20 protein-coding genes are annotated in these 18,509 nt (G+C 65.5%); 9 read left to right on the top strand and 11 right to left on the bottom strand.

All coding sequences use genetic code 11. From position 1 onward, the window contains the following. Positions 1-169: 169 nt before the first annotated feature. From ACN0T5_RS14145 to ACN0T5_RS14135, 3 genes are all read right to left on the bottom strand, one after another. Positions 170-1,468, bottom strand: a complete 1,299-nt coding sequence (locus ACN0T5_RS14145) for a dicarboxylate/amino acid:cation symporter (protein ID WP_417769250.1) — start codon at positions 1,466-1,468, stop codon at positions 170-172. Between the two features lie 155 nt (positions 1,469-1,623). Further along, the gene (locus ACN0T5_RS14140; RefSeq protein ID WP_417769249.1) at positions 1,624-2,760 is read right to left on the bottom strand and encodes a threonine synthase; all 1,137 of its coding nucleotides are present in this window, start codon (positions 2,758-2,760) and stop codon (positions 1,624-1,626) included. Between the two features lie 4 nt (positions 2,761-2,764). Next, the gene (locus ACN0T5_RS14135; protein WP_417769248.1) at positions 2,765-3,151 is read right to left on the bottom strand and encodes a RidA family protein; all 387 of its coding nucleotides are present in this window, start codon (positions 3,149-3,151) and stop codon (positions 2,765-2,767) included. Between the two features lie 123 nt (positions 3,152-3,274). Here ACN0T5_RS14135 and ACN0T5_RS14130 point away from each other — a divergent pair, with 123 nt between their 5' ends. Further along, complete coding sequence (locus tag ACN0T5_RS14130) at positions 3,275-3,901, top strand: helix-turn-helix transcriptional regulator (RefSeq protein ID WP_417769247.1); 627 nt, start codon at positions 3,275-3,277, stop codon at positions 3,899-3,901. On the opposite strand, the gene ACN0T5_RS14125 is transcribed toward ACN0T5_RS14130, so the two are convergent. Next, a complete protein-coding gene (locus ACN0T5_RS14125; RefSeq protein ID WP_417769246.1) occupies positions 3,894-4,808 on the bottom strand; it encodes a LysR substrate-binding domain-containing protein in 915 nt (304 codons plus the stop codon). The genes ACN0T5_RS14130 and ACN0T5_RS14125 overlap by 8 nt on opposite strands. A 134-nt stretch (positions 4,809-4,942) precedes the next feature. Between ACN0T5_RS14125 and ACN0T5_RS14120 the strand changes: the two genes are divergently transcribed. From ACN0T5_RS14120 to ACN0T5_RS14105, 4 genes are read left to right on the top strand one after another with little or no spacing between them, the layout of a single operon-like run. Then, entirely contained in the window at positions 4,943-5,611 is a 669-nt protein-coding gene (locus tag ACN0T5_RS14120) for a DsbA family oxidoreductase (RefSeq protein ID WP_417769245.1), read from the top strand. Positions 5,612-5,640: 29 nt separating this feature from the next. After that, on the top strand, positions 5,641-5,961 hold the full coding sequence (locus ACN0T5_RS14115) for a DMT family transporter (RefSeq protein ID WP_417769244.1): 321 nt from the start codon (positions 5,641-5,643) through the stop codon (positions 5,959-5,961). Positions 5,962-6,015: 54 nt separating this feature from the next. After that, entirely contained in the window at positions 6,016-6,390 is a 375-nt protein-coding gene (locus ACN0T5_RS14110) for a DMT family transporter (RefSeq protein WP_417769243.1), read from the top strand. Next, complete coding sequence (locus tag ACN0T5_RS14105) at positions 6,390-6,875, top strand: nucleoside deaminase (protein WP_417769242.1); 486 nt, start codon at positions 6,390-6,392, stop codon at positions 6,873-6,875. The genes ACN0T5_RS14110 and ACN0T5_RS14105 overlap by 1 nt, the downstream gene beginning before the upstream one ends. A 419-nt stretch (positions 6,876-7,294) precedes the next feature. On the opposite strand, the gene guaA is transcribed toward ACN0T5_RS14105, so the two are convergent. Continuing rightward, positions 7,295-8,860 carry a glutamine-hydrolyzing GMP synthase gene (gene guaA, locus ACN0T5_RS14100; protein ID WP_417769241.1) on the bottom strand — a complete coding sequence of 522 codons (1,566 nt, stop codon included), beginning with the start codon at positions 8,858-8,860 and terminating at the stop codon, positions 7,295-7,297. 249 nt (positions 8,861-9,109) lie between these two features. Between guaA and ACN0T5_RS14095 the strand changes: the two genes are divergently transcribed. Both ACN0T5_RS14095 and ACN0T5_RS14090 read left to right on the top strand, forming a co-directional pair. Beyond that, positions 9,110-10,330 (top strand): tetratricopeptide repeat protein, encoded by a 1,221-nt coding sequence (locus tag ACN0T5_RS14095; protein WP_417769240.1) that lies wholly within the window; start codon positions 9,110-9,112, stop codon positions 10,328-10,330. Between the two features lie 15 nt (positions 10,331-10,345). Beyond that, positions 10,346-11,230 (top strand): NAD-dependent epimerase/dehydratase family protein, encoded by an 885-nt coding sequence (locus ACN0T5_RS14090; RefSeq protein WP_417769239.1) that lies wholly within the window; start codon positions 10,346-10,348, stop codon positions 11,228-11,230. Between the two features lie 4 nt (positions 11,231-11,234). On the opposite strand, the gene ACN0T5_RS14085 is transcribed toward ACN0T5_RS14090, so the two are convergent. After that, positions 11,235-12,533 carry an RsmB/NOP family class I SAM-dependent RNA methyltransferase gene (locus ACN0T5_RS14085; protein ID WP_417769238.1) on the bottom strand — a complete coding sequence of 433 codons (1,299 nt, stop codon included), beginning with the start codon at positions 12,531-12,533 and terminating at the stop codon, positions 11,235-11,237. A 313-nt stretch (positions 12,534-12,846) separates the two neighbouring features. On the opposite strand from ACN0T5_RS14085, the gene ACN0T5_RS14080 reads away from it, so the two are divergent. Further along, a complete protein-coding gene (locus tag ACN0T5_RS14080; protein ID WP_417769237.1) occupies positions 12,847-13,131 on the top strand; it encodes a hypothetical protein in 285 nt (94 codons plus the stop codon). Between the two features lie 49 nt (positions 13,132-13,180). On the opposite strand, the gene ACN0T5_RS14075 is transcribed toward ACN0T5_RS14080, so the two are convergent. After that, complete coding sequence (locus ACN0T5_RS14075) at positions 13,181-13,465, bottom strand: DUF6552 family protein (RefSeq protein ID WP_417769236.1); 285 nt, start codon at positions 13,463-13,465, stop codon at positions 13,181-13,183. Beyond that, positions 13,455-14,159, bottom strand: coding sequence for an SDR family oxidoreductase (locus ACN0T5_RS14070; protein WP_417769235.1), 705 nt, complete (start codon positions 14,157-14,159; stop codon positions 13,455-13,457). The genes ACN0T5_RS14075 and ACN0T5_RS14070 overlap by 11 nt, the downstream gene beginning before the upstream one ends. Positions 14,160-14,213: 54 nt before the next feature. Between ACN0T5_RS14070 and ACN0T5_RS14065 the strand changes: the two genes are divergently transcribed. After that, on the top strand, positions 14,214-15,194 hold the full coding sequence (locus tag ACN0T5_RS14065; RefSeq protein ID WP_417769234.1) for a LysR substrate-binding domain-containing protein: 981 nt from the start codon (positions 14,214-14,216) through the stop codon (positions 15,192-15,194). Here ACN0T5_RS14065 and guaB read toward each other — a convergent pair. The 3 genes from guaB to ACN0T5_RS14050 all read right to left on the bottom strand — a co-directional run. Then, complete coding sequence (gene guaB, locus ACN0T5_RS14060; protein WP_417769233.1) at positions 15,176-16,678, bottom strand: IMP dehydrogenase; 1,503 nt, start codon at positions 16,676-16,678, stop codon at positions 15,176-15,178. The two genes, ACN0T5_RS14065 and guaB, sit on opposite strands and share 19 nt — an antisense overlap. 172 nt (positions 16,679-16,850) lie before the next feature. Next, entirely contained in the window at positions 16,851-17,555 is a 705-nt protein-coding gene (locus ACN0T5_RS14055) for an RlmE family RNA methyltransferase (protein ID WP_417769232.1), read from the bottom strand. After that, the coding region (locus ACN0T5_RS14050) for a Ppx/GppA phosphatase family protein (RefSeq protein WP_417769231.1) at positions 17,552-18,509 on the bottom strand (958 nt) is incomplete at its 5' end. The genes ACN0T5_RS14055 and ACN0T5_RS14050, both read right to left, overlap by 4 nt.

The following is an 18,509-nucleotide window of genomic DNA, read 5'->3' as shown; positions in this document are numbered from 1 at the left end:
CGGGAACGGGCCTGAACGCCCCCCCCTGCCGGAGCGCCCAGACGGCAGGAAGGTCCGACACCGATTGCGACGCGGAAACCGTCGGCCGCCCCGGCGACGCGGGGCGGCCTGTTTTCCAGGGCGAGAGTGTTGCACTCGCTCGACTGGCGCGAGCCCGCCTCGGCCCGTCTCAGCCGGTTCCGAGTTTCGGCGCCGCCATCACATGCGGAGTGTTGAAGGCATCGAGGTCAATCTCTCCCTCGGACCTGGCGACAAGCACGGTACAGGCGCAGTCTCCCACCACATTGAGCGTGGTGCGGGCCATGTCGAGGATGCGGTCTATGCCTGCGATGATCGCCACGCCTTCCAACGGCAGTCCCACCGATGTGAGCACCATTGACAGCATGATGAGGCCGCCACCGGGAACGCCCGCCGTGCCGATCGACGCAAGTGTTGCCGCGGCGACGATCGTTGCGTAGTCGGCGCCCGACAACGTCACGCCGAAGGCCTGCGCGACGAACACGGCGGTGACGCCCTGATACAGGGCCGTGCCATCCATGTTGATGGTGGCGCCGAGCGGCAGGGTAAAGCTCGCCACCGAATTCTTCACGCCAAGGTTTCGCGTCGCCGCCGCCATCGTCACCGGCAGAGTGCCGGCGCTGGACGTACTCGTGAACGAGACGATCGCGGGCTCGATGACCCCTTGGAAGAAGCGCACGGGATTGAGCCTGGCCATGAATGCCACGATCGATCCGTAGACGACCACGGCGTGGATGAGACAGCCAAGATAGACAGCCAGGATGATCAGCCCGAGCGGCAGCAGCATCTCGAGCCCGTAGGTGCCCGCCACCCAGGTCATCAGCGCGAAGACGCCATAGGGCGCAAAGGCGATGACGATTTCGGCAAGCTTCATGATGACCGCGTTGAGGGCCTCGAAGAAGCCACGGATCGGCTGCGCCACCGCGCCGGCGAGGTTGATCGCAAGGCCGAAGATGATCGCAAAGAAGATGATCTGCAGAACGTTGCCGTCCGCCGCCGCAGAGATGGGGTTGGCGGGGATGATGCCGACAAGAAGCTTGCCGAACGGCGGGGCCTCTTTGGCGTCCACCGCACCGTCAGCAACCAGGGCAACACCGGCGCCGGGTTCAAGCAATATCCCGAGCAGCAGCCCGATCGTGACGGCGAAAGCCGTTGTGCCGAGATAGAAGGCGAGCGTCTTGATGCCGATGCGGCCCATGCGCCCGATCTCGGCGACCGAGGTCATCCCGCACACGAGCGACACAAAGACCAGCGGTACGACAAGCATCTTGATCGCCGCGATGAACGCGTCGCCCACGAGCTTGATCGTGCCGGCGACGGCGGCATTTCCGGTCATGTTGAGCGCCACGCCGAGCGCCAGTCCGAGAACGAGCGCGACGGCGATCTGCTTCCACAAAAGCATGCGTGTCCAGGCCGAGAACGGGCCCGCGCGTCTTGATTGCGTTGCCATTTGGTTCCTCCCTTGATGGCATTCACTGCAAGCAATGCCGGCCGCACTCCCCTGCAGCCGGCGGTTTTCGGCACGAGCAGGCCCGCGCCTCGCCAAGCCTGACGGAGCGTTCAAGGGAACCTGCCGGAGTACCGGATGAAGATAAGGGGCTGCGATCAGCCGAACTGGTCGGCGTAGAACTGGGTCGCCTTCAACCCGGAGCCGGTCAGGATCACGACCGTCTCCTCGTCGCGCCCAATCCGGCCCGCTTCAACGAGTTGCCGCAGCCCCGCCACCGCGTGGGCCGACGTCGGCTCCGTGTAAAACCCCTTTGCCGCGAGGCGTTTGGCCGTGGCGATGATATCGGCCTCCGCCACCGCCGTGGTGTCGCCTCCGGTCCCGCGAATTGCGGCGACCATCTCGTCAAGCCGGATCGGATTGCGAATTGCCGTCCCCTCGGCCACGGTCGACGAATATTCAGCCGCGCGCCCTCCCAGCATCTCCGGATGGAGCGCGTGATGGACCGGGCAGCAATTCTCGGGCTGGGTGACGAAGATGCGCGGCATCGTCGCGATCTCGCCGGCAGCGAGAAGCTCGCGGAAGGCAATGTGGCAGCCAAGCACATTGCTGCCGGCCGCCGCCGGAATGACGATGTTGTCGGGGGCGCGGAAGCCGAGGTCTTCCCAGATCTCGTAGCCGAGTGTCTTCGTGCCCTGCAGGAACATCGGGTGCCAGTTGTGACTGGCATAGTAGCTGTGCTCCGCCGCCTCGATCGCGGCCGTTTCCGTGTCCTGGCGCGTGCCGGGCACGAGCGTCACCCGGGCCCCGTATGCGCGAAGCTGGGCGATCTTTGCCGGCTGCGTGTAATCCGGCACGAAGATGCCCACCGCCATGCCGGCAGCCGCGCCATAGGCGGCAATCGCCGCGCCGCCATTGCCGGAACTGTCCTCCACCACCGAAGTGATGCCGAGGGAGTGCAGATGGGAGATGAGAACCGAAGCACCGCGATCCTTGAAGGAGCCTGTCGGCGCGAACCATTCGAGCTTGAGCCGGCACGAGATGCCGTCGATATCCGCGGTGACGAGTGGCGTCATTCCCTCGCCCAGCGAGACCGGCTCCGCGATCCGGGTCGGAAGCGCGGCGGCATAGCGCCAGATTGTGCGGGTGTCGGCGCGAATGTCCGCGCGACCGATCCCGCCTAGATCAGTCGTCATCAACGGATTTCCGTCCTCGGAACGCCAGGCGAGCGTATCGACAGGCAGACGGGCGCCGGTGCGCGGATCCACGAAGGCGGGGGCTGTTGAACGGAGCATGGTTCTATCCTTTGACGGCAGCAATCAGTTCGAGTTCGATGTCGAAGCCATGATGAAGCGCGGGAACGGGGATCACGGCGCGTGCCGGCTTGTGGTCGCCGACGAACCGGGCATAGCGGGCATCGAAACCTGCCCAGTTGGAAATGTCCGTCACATAAATCGAGACCTTGACGATGTCGGCGACCGTCGCGCCGGCCTTCGCGAGGATCGCCCCGGCATGGGCAAGGACAAGGTCCGCCTGTTCGTCAAACGGCCGAACGGCGAAGGGGTCGCCGTCGATCGCCACCGGCAGGATACCCGACAGGTAGAGCGTGCCCTGATATGCGGCGGCCTGGGAGTAATGCCCGAGCGGAAGCGCCGCCTCGGAAGTTTCAATCAGATTGATCGTCATTCGCTCGCTTTCCTTGCGCCGCTCGGGAATATCCGCTCCTTGCGGCCGTGTCCCTATTGACCCTTTAGACAAAATGTCAAAAACTGACTTCATGTCAATGACAAAATGTTGAAAGCTGACGAAATGTCAAAACAATCCGAGCACGACCTCATTCTTCGCGAGGCATCCAAGATCGCCGACGCCCTGGCGGAAACCTTCGCCCCGATCTGTGAAGTGGTGCTGCACGACCTGACCAACCCCTCGCATGCGATCGTCAAGATCGAGAACAACATTTCCGGCAGGTCGGTCGGTGACCCGGCGACAGAGCTGGGACTTGCCCGCATCTCCGACTCGAGTTTTCCGGACAAGCTGGTCAACTACGCAAACACGCTGTCCGACGGCCGGGTGGTCAAGAGCACGTCGATCGGACTGAAGGACAGCGACGGCGCCTATGTCGCGGCACTTTGCCTGAATGTCGACGTGTCATACCTGAACGGCATGGCCGACTACCTTGGAAGATTGACGGAAACGCGGGACATTGAAGGTGTCTCCGAGCGCATCCAGACACCGCGCTCCGATGACATCGTCAAATGTGTGCGCGATTTTGCGCTTGCGCGAAACAAGGACCCCAGGTCGCTCAGCACGTCCGAGAAACGCGACCTGATGGCCCACCTGCAGGAGCTGGGAATGATGTCGCTGAAAGGGTCGATCGACGACGTCGCGAAGGCGCTCGGCGCATCGCGCAGCAGCATCTACTACTATATCAAGTAGCGGGATTGCGGCTGTACTCGAACAGGACGGCCTGTTCCCGGAACCAGCCGAGCAACAGGTGCAAGCGCTCCTTCGCCGGGTGGCTGGCCAGGAACACCGCCCAATAGGTCGGGCCGGGCAGCGGGATATCCGAAAGCTGGACGAGCGTGCCGGCGTTCAATTGATCGCTGACGAGCAGCTCGGAGGCAAGGACCGCTCCCTGGCCGGCCACGGCCGCGTCAAGCGCGTGAACTTCTTCGGAAAACGTCTGGGTGATGTGCGGCCGACCGCGATCCGCCTGTGCGTGGGCCTGCCATCGTTCCCAGCTCGGCGCATTGGCCGACCCCGACCGCCAGCGATAATGCAGCAACGGCAAGGCAAGGATCTCATCCGGCGAAAGCCGTGCCTGGCCTGACAACAGGCCGGGCGAACAGACCGGTATGATGCGGTCGGGAAACAGCCGGTGCCATTCGGCGTGCCCGCCGGGCCGCTCCGCATAGCGGATCGCCATGTCGATGCCCGAGGCATGCAGGTCCGCCACGTCGTCATTCGCCTCGATTTCCAGACCGAACCCCGCCTGCTCGCGCAGGTGCGGAAGCCGGGGCATCAGCCATCTGCTGGCAAAGGCCATGGTCACGGACAGGCGCAGCGGCCCGTCCTGACCGTCGGACAACTGCCCGATGGCCGCGGCAATGCGATCAAGGGATTCCCGGAGCACCGGAAACAGCTTCTCGCCCGCGGGCGAAAGCCTCACCGGGCGCGGGTAGCGCCGGAACAGCTCCACGCCCAGGATTTCCTCCAACTGCCTCACCTGATGGCTGATCGCGGTCGGCGTCAGGTGCAGCTCCTCGGCCGCTCGCGTGAAATGCAGATGACGGGCGGCGGCTTCAAAGGCCCGCAGGCCATGAAGTGGCGGAAGCTTTCGCAAGGTCGCGATCTCCTGGATCAAGGACGCCGGCATGATGAATCTGATTCATCTTGCGCCTGAAATATCCGCTTTGGCCAGGGTTTTCCACGCCTGATATCTCCAATGGCAACGGTCATCCACCAACGAGGAAACACATGACGACGTTGCCGGAAACTGCTGCAAGCGCGCAAGCGGACAGCGCGCGGAAGCCCCACGTAACCGTCTACTCCGACTATGTCTGCCCGTTCTGCCTGTTGGCGGAAAGCGTCCTGTCCGAGGCGATCGGCGACCGGGACATTCCGATCGAATGGCGCGCTTTTGAACTGCGCCCCGAACCGGTTCCGACCTTGCGCGTGGAAGACGGCTACCTGCCGGCGATCTGGAAGAACGCCGTCTACCCGCGCGCCGAACAGCTGGGTGTGCCCATCCGGCTGCCGGCGATCTCGCCCCAGCCGCGCACGGCGACGGCCTTCGAGCTTCTGGCCATGGCGCAGGACAAGGGCCTCGACCACCCCTACTCCATGCGGGTGCTGCGTGCCTTCTTCCAGGACGGCAGCGACATCGGTGACCCGGACGTTCTGGTCAAGCTCGCGGCCGAAGCCGGCCTCGATGCGCAAGAAGCCCGTGCGGCGCTGGACAGCGGCGCCTATGCGGCGCGCCACCGCGAAGCCCTGCGCCACGCCCGCGAGGACATGGCCATCACCTCGGTCCCCACGATCGTGGTCGGCGAGCGGATTTTCCGCGGAACGCCGCCGCTGGATGAATTGCGGCGGGCCATCGAAGACCTCGAGACAACCCCATCACCACAACAGGCAAACGCCTGACGACACCATACCCACGAAAGGAAAATACGATGAGCTGGCTTTATCTCGGAATTGCCGTGATCCTGGAGATCGCGGTTGCAATCAGCGCCGGCAAGGCGAAGGGCTTCACCCATGTCGGATGGACCGCCGCAACCCTCGTCAGCGGAGCTGTCGCGACGTTCTTCCTGAGCCTTGCCCTTCTCACCTTCGATGTCGGCGTGGGCTACGCCATCTGGACCTCGGCGGCCGGCGTCGGGATCGTCGTCCTGGGCGTCGTGTTCTTCGGCCAGACGCTCAACTGGAAGAAGACCCTCGGCATTCTCCTCGTTGTCGGCGGCGTCGTCGGCCTGCGCCTCAGCGGCGCGGCGTAACCAGACCGCCGCCCGGCACCTTTCCGCATTCCATCGCATTCAAGGAAACTCGACATGACGAACACACATCAGGACAATGCCGGCAGCACCCGTGCATGGATAAGCCTGCTTCTCGCCGGAGCCTTCGAGATCGGATACGCGCTCAGCGTTGGCGGCAGCGAAGCATTCACCGTCCTTGGCTGGTCGGTCGCGGCCATCGTCTTCTTCCTGCTGACGCTCTACTTCCTCAGCGTTGCCTTGCGCACCATCGATGTGGGCATCGGCTACGCGGTCTGGGCAGGCATCGGGTCCGTCGGCGCCGCCGCGTTCGGCAGCCTGCTTCTCGGCGAGACGCTCACCATCGCGCAGGCATTCTGGCTTGCGGTGATCATCGGCGGCGTCGTCTGGCTCAAGCTTGCCGACAGCGCGAAGCTTCAGGAGCAGCACTGATGTGCGCCGGAACCGCGACCCGCTACCAGGAACTCATGGAAGAGACCGTGGCCTTCTCCATGGACCATGTTCACGAGGGCGGCATTCCGTTCACCGCCCTGGTGACCGACCGCAACGGCAACATTCTCGGACGCGGTGTCAACCGCGTCCGGGAGCGGCACGACCCGACCGCGCATGCCGAAGTCGAGGCGATCCGTGACGCCTGCCGCACGCATGGCACATTCAACCTTGCGGGAGCGACGCTCCTGGCCTCCGGAGAGCCTTGCGCAATGTGCTACATGAGTGCGCGTCTTGCAGGCATTGCGCAGGTGTTCTTCGCCGCCGACCGCAATGAGGCCGCCGAACACGGCTTCGACTATCGCGGCACGTACCGGCTTTTCGCCGACGATCCGCTGCACTGGGAGGCTCCGGCCGCCGAAAGGCTCCCGGTCCGGAAGCGCCTGGAACCGTTCCAGTCCTTCCTTTCAAGATTGCGCATGCTCTAAGGGCAGGACTTGTTGAACTGGCGGACGTGGCCGGAGCGAATTTGGACGAAGGCGGGAAGCAAGACCGAAGGAAGGATGACGCCTTTCAATGGCTTGCCAAGTCCGGGGACGTCGGCAGGCAGTGCCCACCCGATACCGCCGCAACGCCCGTCAAGGGCGACCGCACCTTCCAGGAGCCCCGCTCGCCGAGCGGGGCTTTCCTGCACTCGTGTCCGCCCTCAGTCACGTTGCCGCCCGCGACACCCGTGCCAGTGCCATGATGCGGGCGAGCGGCCTCCGGAAACGGGCCTTCCCGGAAAGCGAGGCACTCAGGACCGGATCGCGATGCCCCGCCACGGCAGCGATGCCGTACAAAGCCCCGGCAACACGGGCCAACGGTGTTCAGGAACGACTGTCGGCGACGTCTGAATGGCCTTCAATCATTCCCACTCGATGGTGCCGGGAGGCTTGGAGGTGATGTCGTAGGTCACCCGGTTGATGCCCTCGACCTCGTTGATGATCCGCGTCGCGGTCTCGCCGAGGAACTCGTGACTGAACGGATAGTAGTCCGCCGTCATGCCGTCGACCGAGGTCACCGCCCTGAGCGCACAGGCATAGTCATAGGTGCGCCCGTCGCCCATCACGCCGACGGTGCGCACGGGAAGGATGGCGACGAAGGCCTGCCAGATCTCGTCATAGAGCCCGTGCCGGCGGATCTGGTCGATATAGACCGCATCCGCCTTGCGCAGGATGTCGAGCTTGGCGCGGGTGATCTCGCCCGGGCAGCGGATGGCAAGGCCCGGCCCGGGAAACGGATGGCGGCCGATGAAGCTCGCCGGCAGGCCGAGCTCGCGTCCGAGCGCCCTCACCTCGTCCTTGAACAGCTCGCGCAAGGGCTCGACCAGCTTCAGTCCCATCTTTTCCGGCAGGCCGCCGACATTGTGGTGGCTCTTGATCGTCACCGACGGGCCGCCGGAGAAGCTGACGCTCTCGATCACGTCGGGATAGAGCGTGCCTTGCGCGAGGAACTCGGCTCCCTCGATCGTGTTGGCATGCTTCTGGAAGACGTCGATGAACAGCCGGCCGATGGTCTTGCGCTTGACCTCCGGGTCGGAGATCCCTTCCAGCGCGCCAAGGAACAGATCCTGTTCGTCGGCATGGATCAGGCGGATGTTGTAGTGGTCGCGGAACATGGTGACGACCTCGTCCGCCTCGTTGAGGCGCAGGAGACCGTGATCGACAAAGACGCAGGTGAGCTGGTCGCCGATCGCCTCGTGGATGAGAACGGCGGCAACCGAGCTGTCGACGCCGCCGGACAGGCCACAGATGACCTTCTTGTCGCCGACCTGCTCGCGGATCTTGCGGATCGCCTCCTCGCGATAGGCCCCCATCGTCCAGTCGCCGGTGAACCCGGCAAGCCTGACGAAATTCTCGTAAAGCTTGCGGCCGTTCGGCGTGTGGTGCACTTCGGGATGGAACTGCACCGCGTAGAAATTGCGCGACAGGTCGGCGGTGATTGCAAAGGGAGCATTGGGCGATGTGCCGAGCACCTCGAACCCCGGAGCCAGCCGGCTGACATGGTCTCCGTGGCTCATCCAGACCTGCTCGCGGCCGCCTTCGAACCAGCCGTCAAGGATCGGAATGCGGCTCTCCGACGGGGTCACGAAGGCCCGGCCGAATTCCGCCGTGCCGCCGCCGCCGGAAATCTTGCCGCCGTCGACCTTGCCGCCCAGGTCCTGCATCATCACCTGCTGGCCGTAGCAGATGCCCAGGATCGGCACGCCGAGTTCGTAGACGGAAGCCGGCGGGCGCGGGGAGCCCGCCCGGGTGACGCTGTCGGGTCCGCCGGAGAAGATCACCGCCTTCGGCCGGAACTCGGCGAGAAACGCGTCGGTGACGTTCTGGAAGGGGTGAATCTCGCAGTAGACATTCAGCTCGCGCAGACGCCGCGCGATGAGCTGGGTTACCTGCGAGCCGAAATCGATGATGAGGAGCTGGTCGGTCATGGGCAGCTAATACCCAAAGCGGCCCGTGTTTTGAACAGGAATCTGCGTAATCCGTGCGGGATATCCGCCTGCGTGCCGCAATCTCGCCGGACGGCTGCGGATAAGCTTCCCGGACCGCACCGGGACTTTGACCGCAAGGACGAAGCACCCTACGCTTTTTCTCAAGAGGCAGCCTGAGTCGCCGCGGACGAAGAATCGCCCGCGCATCCCTGACACAGGCGCCAGAGCGGCCCAGGAGCCAGCAGATCCATGGCGTCATTTCTCTCGCCGCCCGAAGCCTCCGACGCCCTGCTCGCAGCGGCGACACGCGAGGCTGCCGGCGATTTCGCCGGCGCGCTCGACATCTACCGTACCCTGATCGCCCGCGATCCCGAGGATCTCGAGGCGCGCTACCGGGCCGGCACCGCCCTGATGCGCAAGGGCGACCTGGAAGAGGCCGTGACGCTGTTGCGCCAGGTGGCCTTCTCGCAGCCCGAACACCGCGCCGCGCGCGCCAATCTCGGCAATGCCTTCCTGCTGATGGGACGTGACGAACAGGCGAGCGAAACGTTCCAGCAGGTGCTGGAGGAAGATCCGGACAACCGCAACGCGCTCTTCGGCCTGGCGACGATCCTCAACCGCCTGACGCGCCATGCCGAGGCCGCCCCGCATGCCCGTCGGCTGCTCAAGGCCATGCCCGAAAGCGCCGCCGCCCTGACCCTCGACGCCGATGCGCAAGGCCCCCTCGGCAATGTCGCCGGCGCCATCGCCCAATACCGCCACGCGCTGCGGCTGGACGCCGGCTATGTGCCCGCGCTGAAGGGACTGGCTGACATTCTCTATCGCCAGGGCCGGCTGGACGAAGCCCGCGAGGCCGTCGAACGCGCCGCAGCCCGCGCGCCCGCCGATGCATCCATCCTGGCGCTTGCCGGAACGATCCACCTTGCCGCCGAGCACTGGGCCGAGGCGATCGAGGCCTTCGCCGCCGCGCAGGAGAGCGAACCGGGCAACGCCGTTCACAGCATTCAGCTGAGCCACGCCTGCCGCAAGTCGGGCGATCTTGCCGGGGCCCTCTCCCATGCGCGCGCCGCATGGGAACTGGACGGGGAAAACAGGGCGGCGGGCAATGCGCTTGGAACCGCGCTGGCAGCCGCCGGCGCAGGCCTGCAGGCCCGAAGCGTGCTGATGGCCGCCGGCAGTCGCGACAAGGTGGCAGCAAGCGTCTGGCGCGACCTCGACATGCTGGTCCCGCAGTTGGAGCAGCAGGCGATGCAACGGGCACAGGACGCGGCCGAGCGAACGGAAAGACTGCTCACCGAACGACAGCAGGCGGCGGCCAACGGAGGCCTTGCCGCCCGGGATATCTCCGCCGAACCGGCCGGCAATGCAGATCTGGACGCAGGGCAGGAGCCGCGGGAGGCCGCGCATGATGGCCCGGACGACGGCCGCCGGGAGGAAGCGGAGAACCTGCCGCTTTTCCCCGGCATCTGAAGCAGACGAACGGCCTTGCGCGTCGCTCTGACAGGCAGTTCCGGACGGGTGGGCCGCGCCATCTTCGCGGCTCTCGCAGGTACGCAGGACGTCATCGGCATCGACCGCTCGCCCTTTTCCACCACCGCAATCGCGGGCGACATTGGCAACGCGGCGTTGCTGCGGTCAGCCATGCGGGGCGCCGATGCCGTGATTCACACCGCCGCGTTGCACGCGCCCCATGTCGGCACCGTCCCGGAGGAGGAATTCTTCCGCGTCAACGTCGAGGCGACGCGGCTGGTCGCGGAAATCGCCCGGGAGCTCGGGGTCCGGCGGCTGGTCTTCACCAGCACGACGGCCCTTTATGGTCACGCGGTCGCTCCGGGATGCTGCACCTGGATCGACGAGACGACCATGCCGCAGCCGAAAACCGTCTACCACCACACCAAGCTGGCGGCGGAGGAAATGCTTGAGACGATGGCGGGGCCGGACCTTGCCTTGCGCGTGTTGCGAATGTCGCGCAGCTTTCCCGAGGCGGCCAACGTGATGGCCGCCTATCGCCTGCATCGGGGCATCGACATCCGTGACGTCGCCGACGCGCATGTGGCGGCACTGACAAACGGGGGACCGTACTTCCAGCGCCACATCGTCACGGCATCGACGCCGTTTCTTCCATCCGATTGCGAAATGCTGGCATCCGCGCCGGAACCCGTCCTGCGCGAACGCGCACCGGAACTCGTGCGCGCGTTCCAGCTTCGCGGATGGCCGCTGCCGAAGACCGTGGACCGGATCTATACCACCGCCACTTCCGGGCTCGGCTGGCAGCCCCGTTTCGGTCCCGCCGAAGTGCTCGCGCAACTCGACCGGCGCAGCCTAGAGGTTCTTCCCCCCTTCGGTCCCGCCAGTAATCGGGCCGAGTAGGGCCTCAGCCGTCCTCGCGTCGCCGCAGCAGCGCGATGAAGAACCCGTCCGTGGCGGTCCGTGCCGGACTGAGCGTGGCAAGACCGGCCGCATCGAAACGCGGACGCGGGGCGTTCTCGCCGAACAGTGCGCTCCAGCGCGGCTCCAGCGGCACCACCTCGAACGCCTCATGCGTTTCGAGGAAGGCACTGACCTGATCCGCATTCTCGCAAGGCAGCAGCGAACAGGTCGCATAGAGGAGGTGGCCGCCAGGGCGCACGAAGCGGCTTGCGGCGTCGAACACCTCGCGTTGCTCGCGGGTGCGGGCGGCAAGCGCATTGGGCGTGATCCGCCACTTGGAATCCGGGCGTCTTCGCCAGACACCGGTGCCTGAACAGGGCACGTCGACGAAAACGAGGTCCATGCGCCCTTCGAGATCGTCCAGCCCCGTGGTCTCGGGATCGCGCACCTGGATATTGCGGGCACCGGCGCGCTGCAGCCGCTCGAAGATCGGCGCAAGCCGCAACTTGCTGGCGTCATGGGCGTAGATCTGGCCTCGGTTGCCCATGGCGCCGGCCAGCGCCAGCGTCTTGCCCCCGCCGCCGGCGCAATAGTCGAGCACCTGCGCCGGTTCCACAGAGGCGGCAACGAGAGCCGCGACCTGGCTCGCTTCGTCCTGTAGCTCGAACCAGCCCTTGCGGAACCCCTCTTCCGCCTGCACATGCGGCGCCCGGTCCTTGCCCTGCGGCGGCTCTATGCGCAGCCCCACCGGCGACACTGCCGTTTCGTGCAGCGTCAGGTGGGACAGCTTGCGCAGCATCCGCTCCCGGTCTCCCTTCAACAAGTTGACACGCAGGTCGATCGGCGCACGCGCGGCGAGCGCCCGCCCCTCGACAACGCTGTCCTCGCCGAACGCCGCCTCGAACTGCGGCCAGAGCCAGTCGGGAATGTCGGCGGCGACCTGCGGGGCCATGTCGGCCGGCTCCGCCGCGGTGAGCTTGGCGGCCTCTTCCTCGCTGGGCGGCGGCGGAGCGAAGCGGTCCCCGTCCAGCGCCGCGGCAAGCCCGTCAAGACCGAGCCCCCAGATCCGCACATAAGTGGCCAGCACCAACGAGCGTGGACTGTCCTCGCCCATCAGCGCGGCAAGCGACAACCGCCGGCGCAGCGCGTCGAACACCAGATTGGCGATGACAAGGCGATCGCCGGACCCGGCGAAACGGTGCCCCCGCCCCCAGTCACGAAGCGCGTCCTGCACCGGACGGCGGGCGCTTTCCACCTCGCCCAGAATCTCGATTGCAGCGGCCAGTCGGCCTCCGTCCTTCATATTTGTCCTCGAATGTTCATGCCCGCTGGGGTCACCCGGCCCGACCGGCCAGCACTCGACGAGGCAGCCGGACTGCTCACGGGGTTCGCGCACTGGTGGCAGGCGGGCGCATACCGCGCCTGCGGAAGAGCCTGTCTCCGGCTGCTTTATCCGATCCGTCGTCGCTTGCCAACGCCCGCCCGAAAATGACCCATGTCAATTACATCAGGTATTCTCGCGTAGTGATTGCACGAAAAGTCAACCCAAAGTAGGTGTATGTAAGTATTATTTACAATACACAACTTATATTCAACCGACACGTGTCTTTCCCTAGATGAAGAATAACGCTTCTATAACGTTCACCAGCGTCTCATCTTTAGAATCGGAGGTGGAGGTCATGCAGAAAAACGGAAACCACACGCAAACAGCTACGACCATGGACCCGGCAAAGGAAATAGAGGCTTGGAAAGCCTATTTCGCCTATGCCGCGCAAGACCTGGGAGGGGAATCGCCGGAAATACTGGTCGCCTGCGCGCACCGCCTGCTCGAGATGACGCAAGAGCAAAAGGGCAACCGCAGGCGCGGACGCCGGCGCGTGCCGACCATCGCCGCAGGCTGAATTCGGATACGGACCCTCCGTAGAGCCATGGGCGGCGAGGAACAGTCGCTCATGGCCCTCCCGAGACCCCGGCCGGTCCAACGTCCTGGCCGTCCTGCATGCCCGCGATGAGGACCGCAAACGCGACAACATGGATCAGCATGAGTGCCCTGTCGTTCCAAAGCACACCGACCACAAACCACCCCGTGACCCCGGCCAGAAAGAAAAACAGGTTCCACGGAGCCCAGCCGAAAGCCGTCGCCGCGTAGCCGGCGATCTGGATGATTGATGCCGACCACTTGAGCGCGGAGACGGCGCTGTCACCCGCAATCGCGCGGATTGCATCAGATGCCACGGGTCAATCCCCCGTCGATCACGAGATTCTGACCGGTCATGTAGCCCGCCTCGTCCGAGGCCAACCACGAGACCAGGGACGAAACCTCTTCGGCCCGTCCGTAGCGCCCCATCGGGATACGTGCGCGGCGCTCCTCCGCCTCCGGCAGGCTGTCGATGAAACCCGGCAGGATGTTGTTGATGCGAATGTTGTCGCGCGCATATCTATCGGCATAGAGCTTCGAGAAGGCCGCAAGCCCCGCCCTGAAAACACCCGATGTCGGGAACAACGGGTCCGGTTCGAATGCGGCGAAGGTCGAAATGTTGATGATCGAGCCGCTCCCTTGCGCCTGCATCAAAGGCGTCACGATCCGGGCCGGCCGCACGACGTTGAGCAGATAAACCTCCATGCCCGCGTGCCATTGCTCGTCGGAGAGCTCGAGAACGTCGCCCTTCGGGCCGTGACCTGCGGAGTTCACCAGCACATCTACGCGCCCCCAACGCTCGACCGCGCCATCCACCAGCTGCTGGATAGCCGCATCGTCGAGATTCGATCCCGTTACCCCGAAACCGCCAAGTTCCGCGCCGAGAGCCTCGCCCTTGCCGGAAGAGGACAGGACAGCGACCCGAAACCCGTCACGGGCGAGGCGCCGCGCCGCGTCCGCCCCCATACCGCTTCCGCCAGCCGTTATCAGGGCTACTTTTTCTGCAGTCATGTTGATACCCTTCTTCACAAGGAGTGATGTCAGGCGTCAACTTACGGGCGACACTTGGCGGAATCGAACCAGTTCCCCTGCCTTGAGAAGATAGGTTTTCTATTGCCTCGCACAACCGGACTGCCACCGCTCAACGGTCTGCGGGCCTTCGATGTCGCCGGACGCCACCTGAATTTCGCGGCCGCCGCGGCCGAGCTTGGCGTTACCCAGGGAGCGATTGCACAACAGGTGCGCGGGCTGGAGGCGCATCTTGGCCTTCGGCTTTTCGAGCGCGGTCCGCGAGGAGTGTCCTTTACCGCGATTGGCCGGGCCTATCACGAGCAGGTCGGACGGGCCTTCGCCCTGCTGCTTGAGGCAACGGCACGCGTGAAACCCGAGCCGTCGCGGGTGACGATCAGCGTCACGCCGACTTTCGCCGCCAAATGGCTGATACCGAACCTGCCGCACCTTGCACAGGCCCACCCGGACATCGACCTGCGCGTGCTGGCAACCGAGAGCCTGCTGAGCTTCCATGCCGACGGCATCGACCTGGCCATTCGTCAGGCCCGCGCCCCCTTCGGGGCCAACATCGACGCCCGTCTCCTGTTCGCCCAGGAAATCATTGCCGTCGCCGCTCCTGCCCTGGTTGGCAGAGACGATCTCCCCCTGACAAGCGACAGACTGGCGCTCCTGCCGCTCCTTCAGGACACACACAACCTGTGGCCCGTGTTCTGGCGGGCGGTCCTGGACGCTGATTTTCCCCGAACAGGCCGGCGAACGAGCCTCAGCCAGACATCTCTCAGCATCGATGCCGCCCTTGCCGGGCAAGGCGTCGCACTGGCCAGCCGTTTTCTGGTGGAAGGCGATCTGGCCGCGGGACGGCTGGTACGGGTGCTGGAGGGATCGTTGCGCGGTGACCGCGACTTTCACCTGCTGGCAGTGCGAGCACGGCAGCGTCGGCCGGCCGTCACAGCCGTCATGGATTGGCTGCTGACGACGAGCGCCGCCGGCGATCAGGCCGGCGGCGCTTGTGAAGATCAGATGTTGGAGGGGTAGTTCGGGCTCTCGCGGGTGATCGTGACGTCATGGGCATGGCTCTCGCGCAGTGCCGCTCCCGAGATCCTCACGAACCGTGCCTTGTCCTGGAAATCGGTGATCGAGCGGGCTCCGACATAGCCCATCGCCGCCCGCAGGCCGCCGCCGAGCTGGTGCAGCACGCTGGCAAGCGGTCCCTTGTAGGGCACCTGCCCCTCGATGCCCTCCGGCACCAGCTTCAGCGCATCACGCACCTCGGCCTGGAAATAGCGGTCGGCCGAGCCGCGCGCCATCGCCCCGACCGAACCCATGCCCCGGTAGGACTTGTAGGACCGGCCCTGGTGCAGATAGACCTCGCCCGGGCTTTCGTCCGTGCCGGCCAGGAGCGAGCCGATCATCGCCGCCGATGCACCGCCGGCAAGCGCCTTGGCAAGATCGCCCGAATACTTGATGCCGCCATCGGCGACGATCGGCACCCCGTCCTTGTCGGCGACCGAACAGGCTTCCATGATCGCCGTGAGCTGCGGCACGCCGACGCCGGCGACAATCCGCGTCGTGCAGATCGATCCCGGTCCGATACCGACCTTGACCGCATCGGCGCCGGCATCGATCAGCGCCCGCGTCCCGTCGGCGGTGGCAACATTGCCGGCCAGCACCTGCACCGAATTCGACTGGGTCTTCACCCGGCGCACCATCTCCAGCACACGCTCGGAATGACCATGCGCGGTATCGACGACAAGCAGGTCGACACCGGCGTCAATGAGGCGCTCGGCCCGCTCGAACCCTTCCGGTCCGACGGTCGTCGCCGCCGCAACGCGCAAGCGGCCCTGATCGTCCTTGGAGGCGTTCGGGTTGAGCTGCGCCTTTTCCATGTCCTTCACGGTGACAAGGCCGATGCAGTTCTGCTGGTCGTCGACAACCACCAGCTTCTCGATGCGATGGGCATGCAGCAGCTTCTTGGCTTCGGCCTGATTGACCGTGTCGCGCACGGTGATCAGCCCCTCGCGGGTCATCAGCTCGGCGACCCTCTGGCTCGGGTCGGACGCAAACCGCACGTCCCGGTTGGTGAGGATGCCGACAAGACGGCCGACAAGCTGGCCGCCCGAACCGCCGTTCTCGACCACCGGCACGCCGGAAATGCCGAACCGCTGCATCAGGTCGAGCGCATCCTGCAGCGTCGCATCCGGGCCGATGACCAGCGGGTTGACGACCATGCCGGATTCGAACTTCTTCACCTGGCGAACCTGCTCCGCCTGCTGATCCATGGTCAGGTTGCGGTGGATGACACCGATACCGCCGGCCTGTGCCATGGCGATCGCCAGCTTGCCTTCGGTGACGGTGTCCATGGCGCTGGAGAGAATCGGAAAATTCAGTTCCAGGCCGCGCGTGACACGGGTGCGCAGGTCCGTTTCGGCCGGCAGCACCTCCGAATGACCCGGCATCAGCAGGACGTCGTCGAAGGTCAGCGCTTCCGCACCGTGGATGGACTCGTAGAATGCGGGCATTGGCCAATTCCCCTTTCAGGAAAGGATGCTCCCTCACCCGGCCAGGAGGGGCCGGCGGACGGTCGCGAATGGGAGAAGTTGGCGCGGGTCATTAACACGGGCATGACAGGAAGGGAAGCGGCTTCGCACCGCGCTCCGCAGCTATTCCGCGTCCGGCAGTGCCCTGACCGGTCTAATCACCGCCCCGCCTGCCGCGAAAACCCTTGGCAAGCACATAGAGTTCCGGGCTTTCCTTGCGGCTGGCCGGCGGTTTGATGTGTTGCACCGACTGGTAGTCGCGCTTCAAGCCGGCAAGCAGTTCGTTCTCGGTGCCGCCCCGGAACACCTTGGACAGAAAGGCCCCGCCAGGCGCCAGATTCTCGCTGGCGAACAGTGCCGCCACCTCGAACAGATGGGTGGTCCGCAGATGATCGGTCTGGCGATGTCCGGTGGTCGGGGCCGCCATGTCGGAAAGCACCAGGTCGGGCATGTGTCCGCCAAGCGCGGCGCGCAGCGCATCGGGCGCATCGTCGTCGAGGAAATCCTTGAGCAGCAGCGTCACGCCGGGCAACGGCTCCACCTCGAGATAATCGATGCCGACGATGCGCGGATCCGCGTCCGTCGAGCCGGTCCTCGCCGCCGCCACCTGGCACCAGCCACCGGGCGCCGCGCCAAGGTCGACGATCCGCAAGCCCGGCTTCAGCAGGTTGTGCTTGTCGTCGATCTCGAGGATCTTGTAGGCGGCGCGCGAACGGTAGCCGTCGATCTTTGCGCGGCGGACATAAGGGTCGTTCAGCTGGCGCTGCAGCCAGCGGGTGGAGGAATTGCTCCGCCGCCGGGCTGTCTTGACCCGTTCGAACATGCCACGATCGCCGCGGCCGCGGCCCGATGTGCTCATTGCTGTTTCCTTGACCGCGACCGATGGCGGTGCGGTGCGTTGCGGCGCCAGACATTGTCGGCGGCCATCAGTTCCATGAGAATGCCTTCGCGCAACCCCCTGTCGGCGACGCGCAACCGCTGGCAGGGCCAGCGACGGCGGATCGATTCCAGGATCGCGCAGCCGGCAAGCACCAGGTCGGCCCGGTCCGCGCCGATGCACGGATTGCCGACGCGCTCCTCATAGGGCATCGCGCGCAGCCGCTCAATCATTGCCGTGACGTCTTCGTCGTCCATCCAGACGCCGTCGATGCGGCGACGGTCATAGCGCTTCAGGCCGAAATGCACCCCGGCCAGGGTTGTCACCGTGCCGGAGGTGCCGAGCATGTGGACCTTTCCGTCGCAGATGGCGGCGCTGAGCTCGCGCCCGAGCGAAAACGCCTCCAGATGCCCGCGGGCATCATCGACCATCGCCTCGAACGTGTCTGAGGTGACATGCCGTCCGCCATGGCGCTCGGCAAGGTTGACCACGCCGACGGGCAGCGAGATCCAGGCCCGGATGAACCGGGTCAGTGCGACGCCGCGCGCCCCGCAACGGTTGCGCAGATCCAGCCAGACGATCTCCGACGAGCCGCCGCCGATATCGAACAGCACGACGCCGTTGGCGTCCGGATCAACCAGTGAGGCGCATCCGGCAACCGCCAGGCGCGCCTCGGTCTCGCGCGAGGCGATCTCCAGCGACATGCCGGTCTCCTGCCGTACCCGCTCGATGAATTGCGGGCCGTTTTCCGCCGCGCGGCAGGCTTCCGTTGCGATCAGCCGGGCACGCTCGACGCCGCGGTCGCGCATCTTGTCGCGGCAGCAGACGAGCGCCTCCAGCGCCCGGTCCATCGCCGCCTCGCCCAGCCGGTGGGCAGGGCCAAGCCCCTCGCCGAGCCGCACGATCCGCGGATTGTCGGCAACGACGCGCAAGCCG

It is taken from the genome of Stappia sp., from assembly GCF_048261845.1.
In the GTDB taxonomy this organism is placed as follows: domain Bacteria; phylum Pseudomonadota; class Alphaproteobacteria; order Rhizobiales; family Stappiaceae; genus Stappia.
This window is presented reverse-complemented; position numbering and strand designations above follow the sequence as displayed.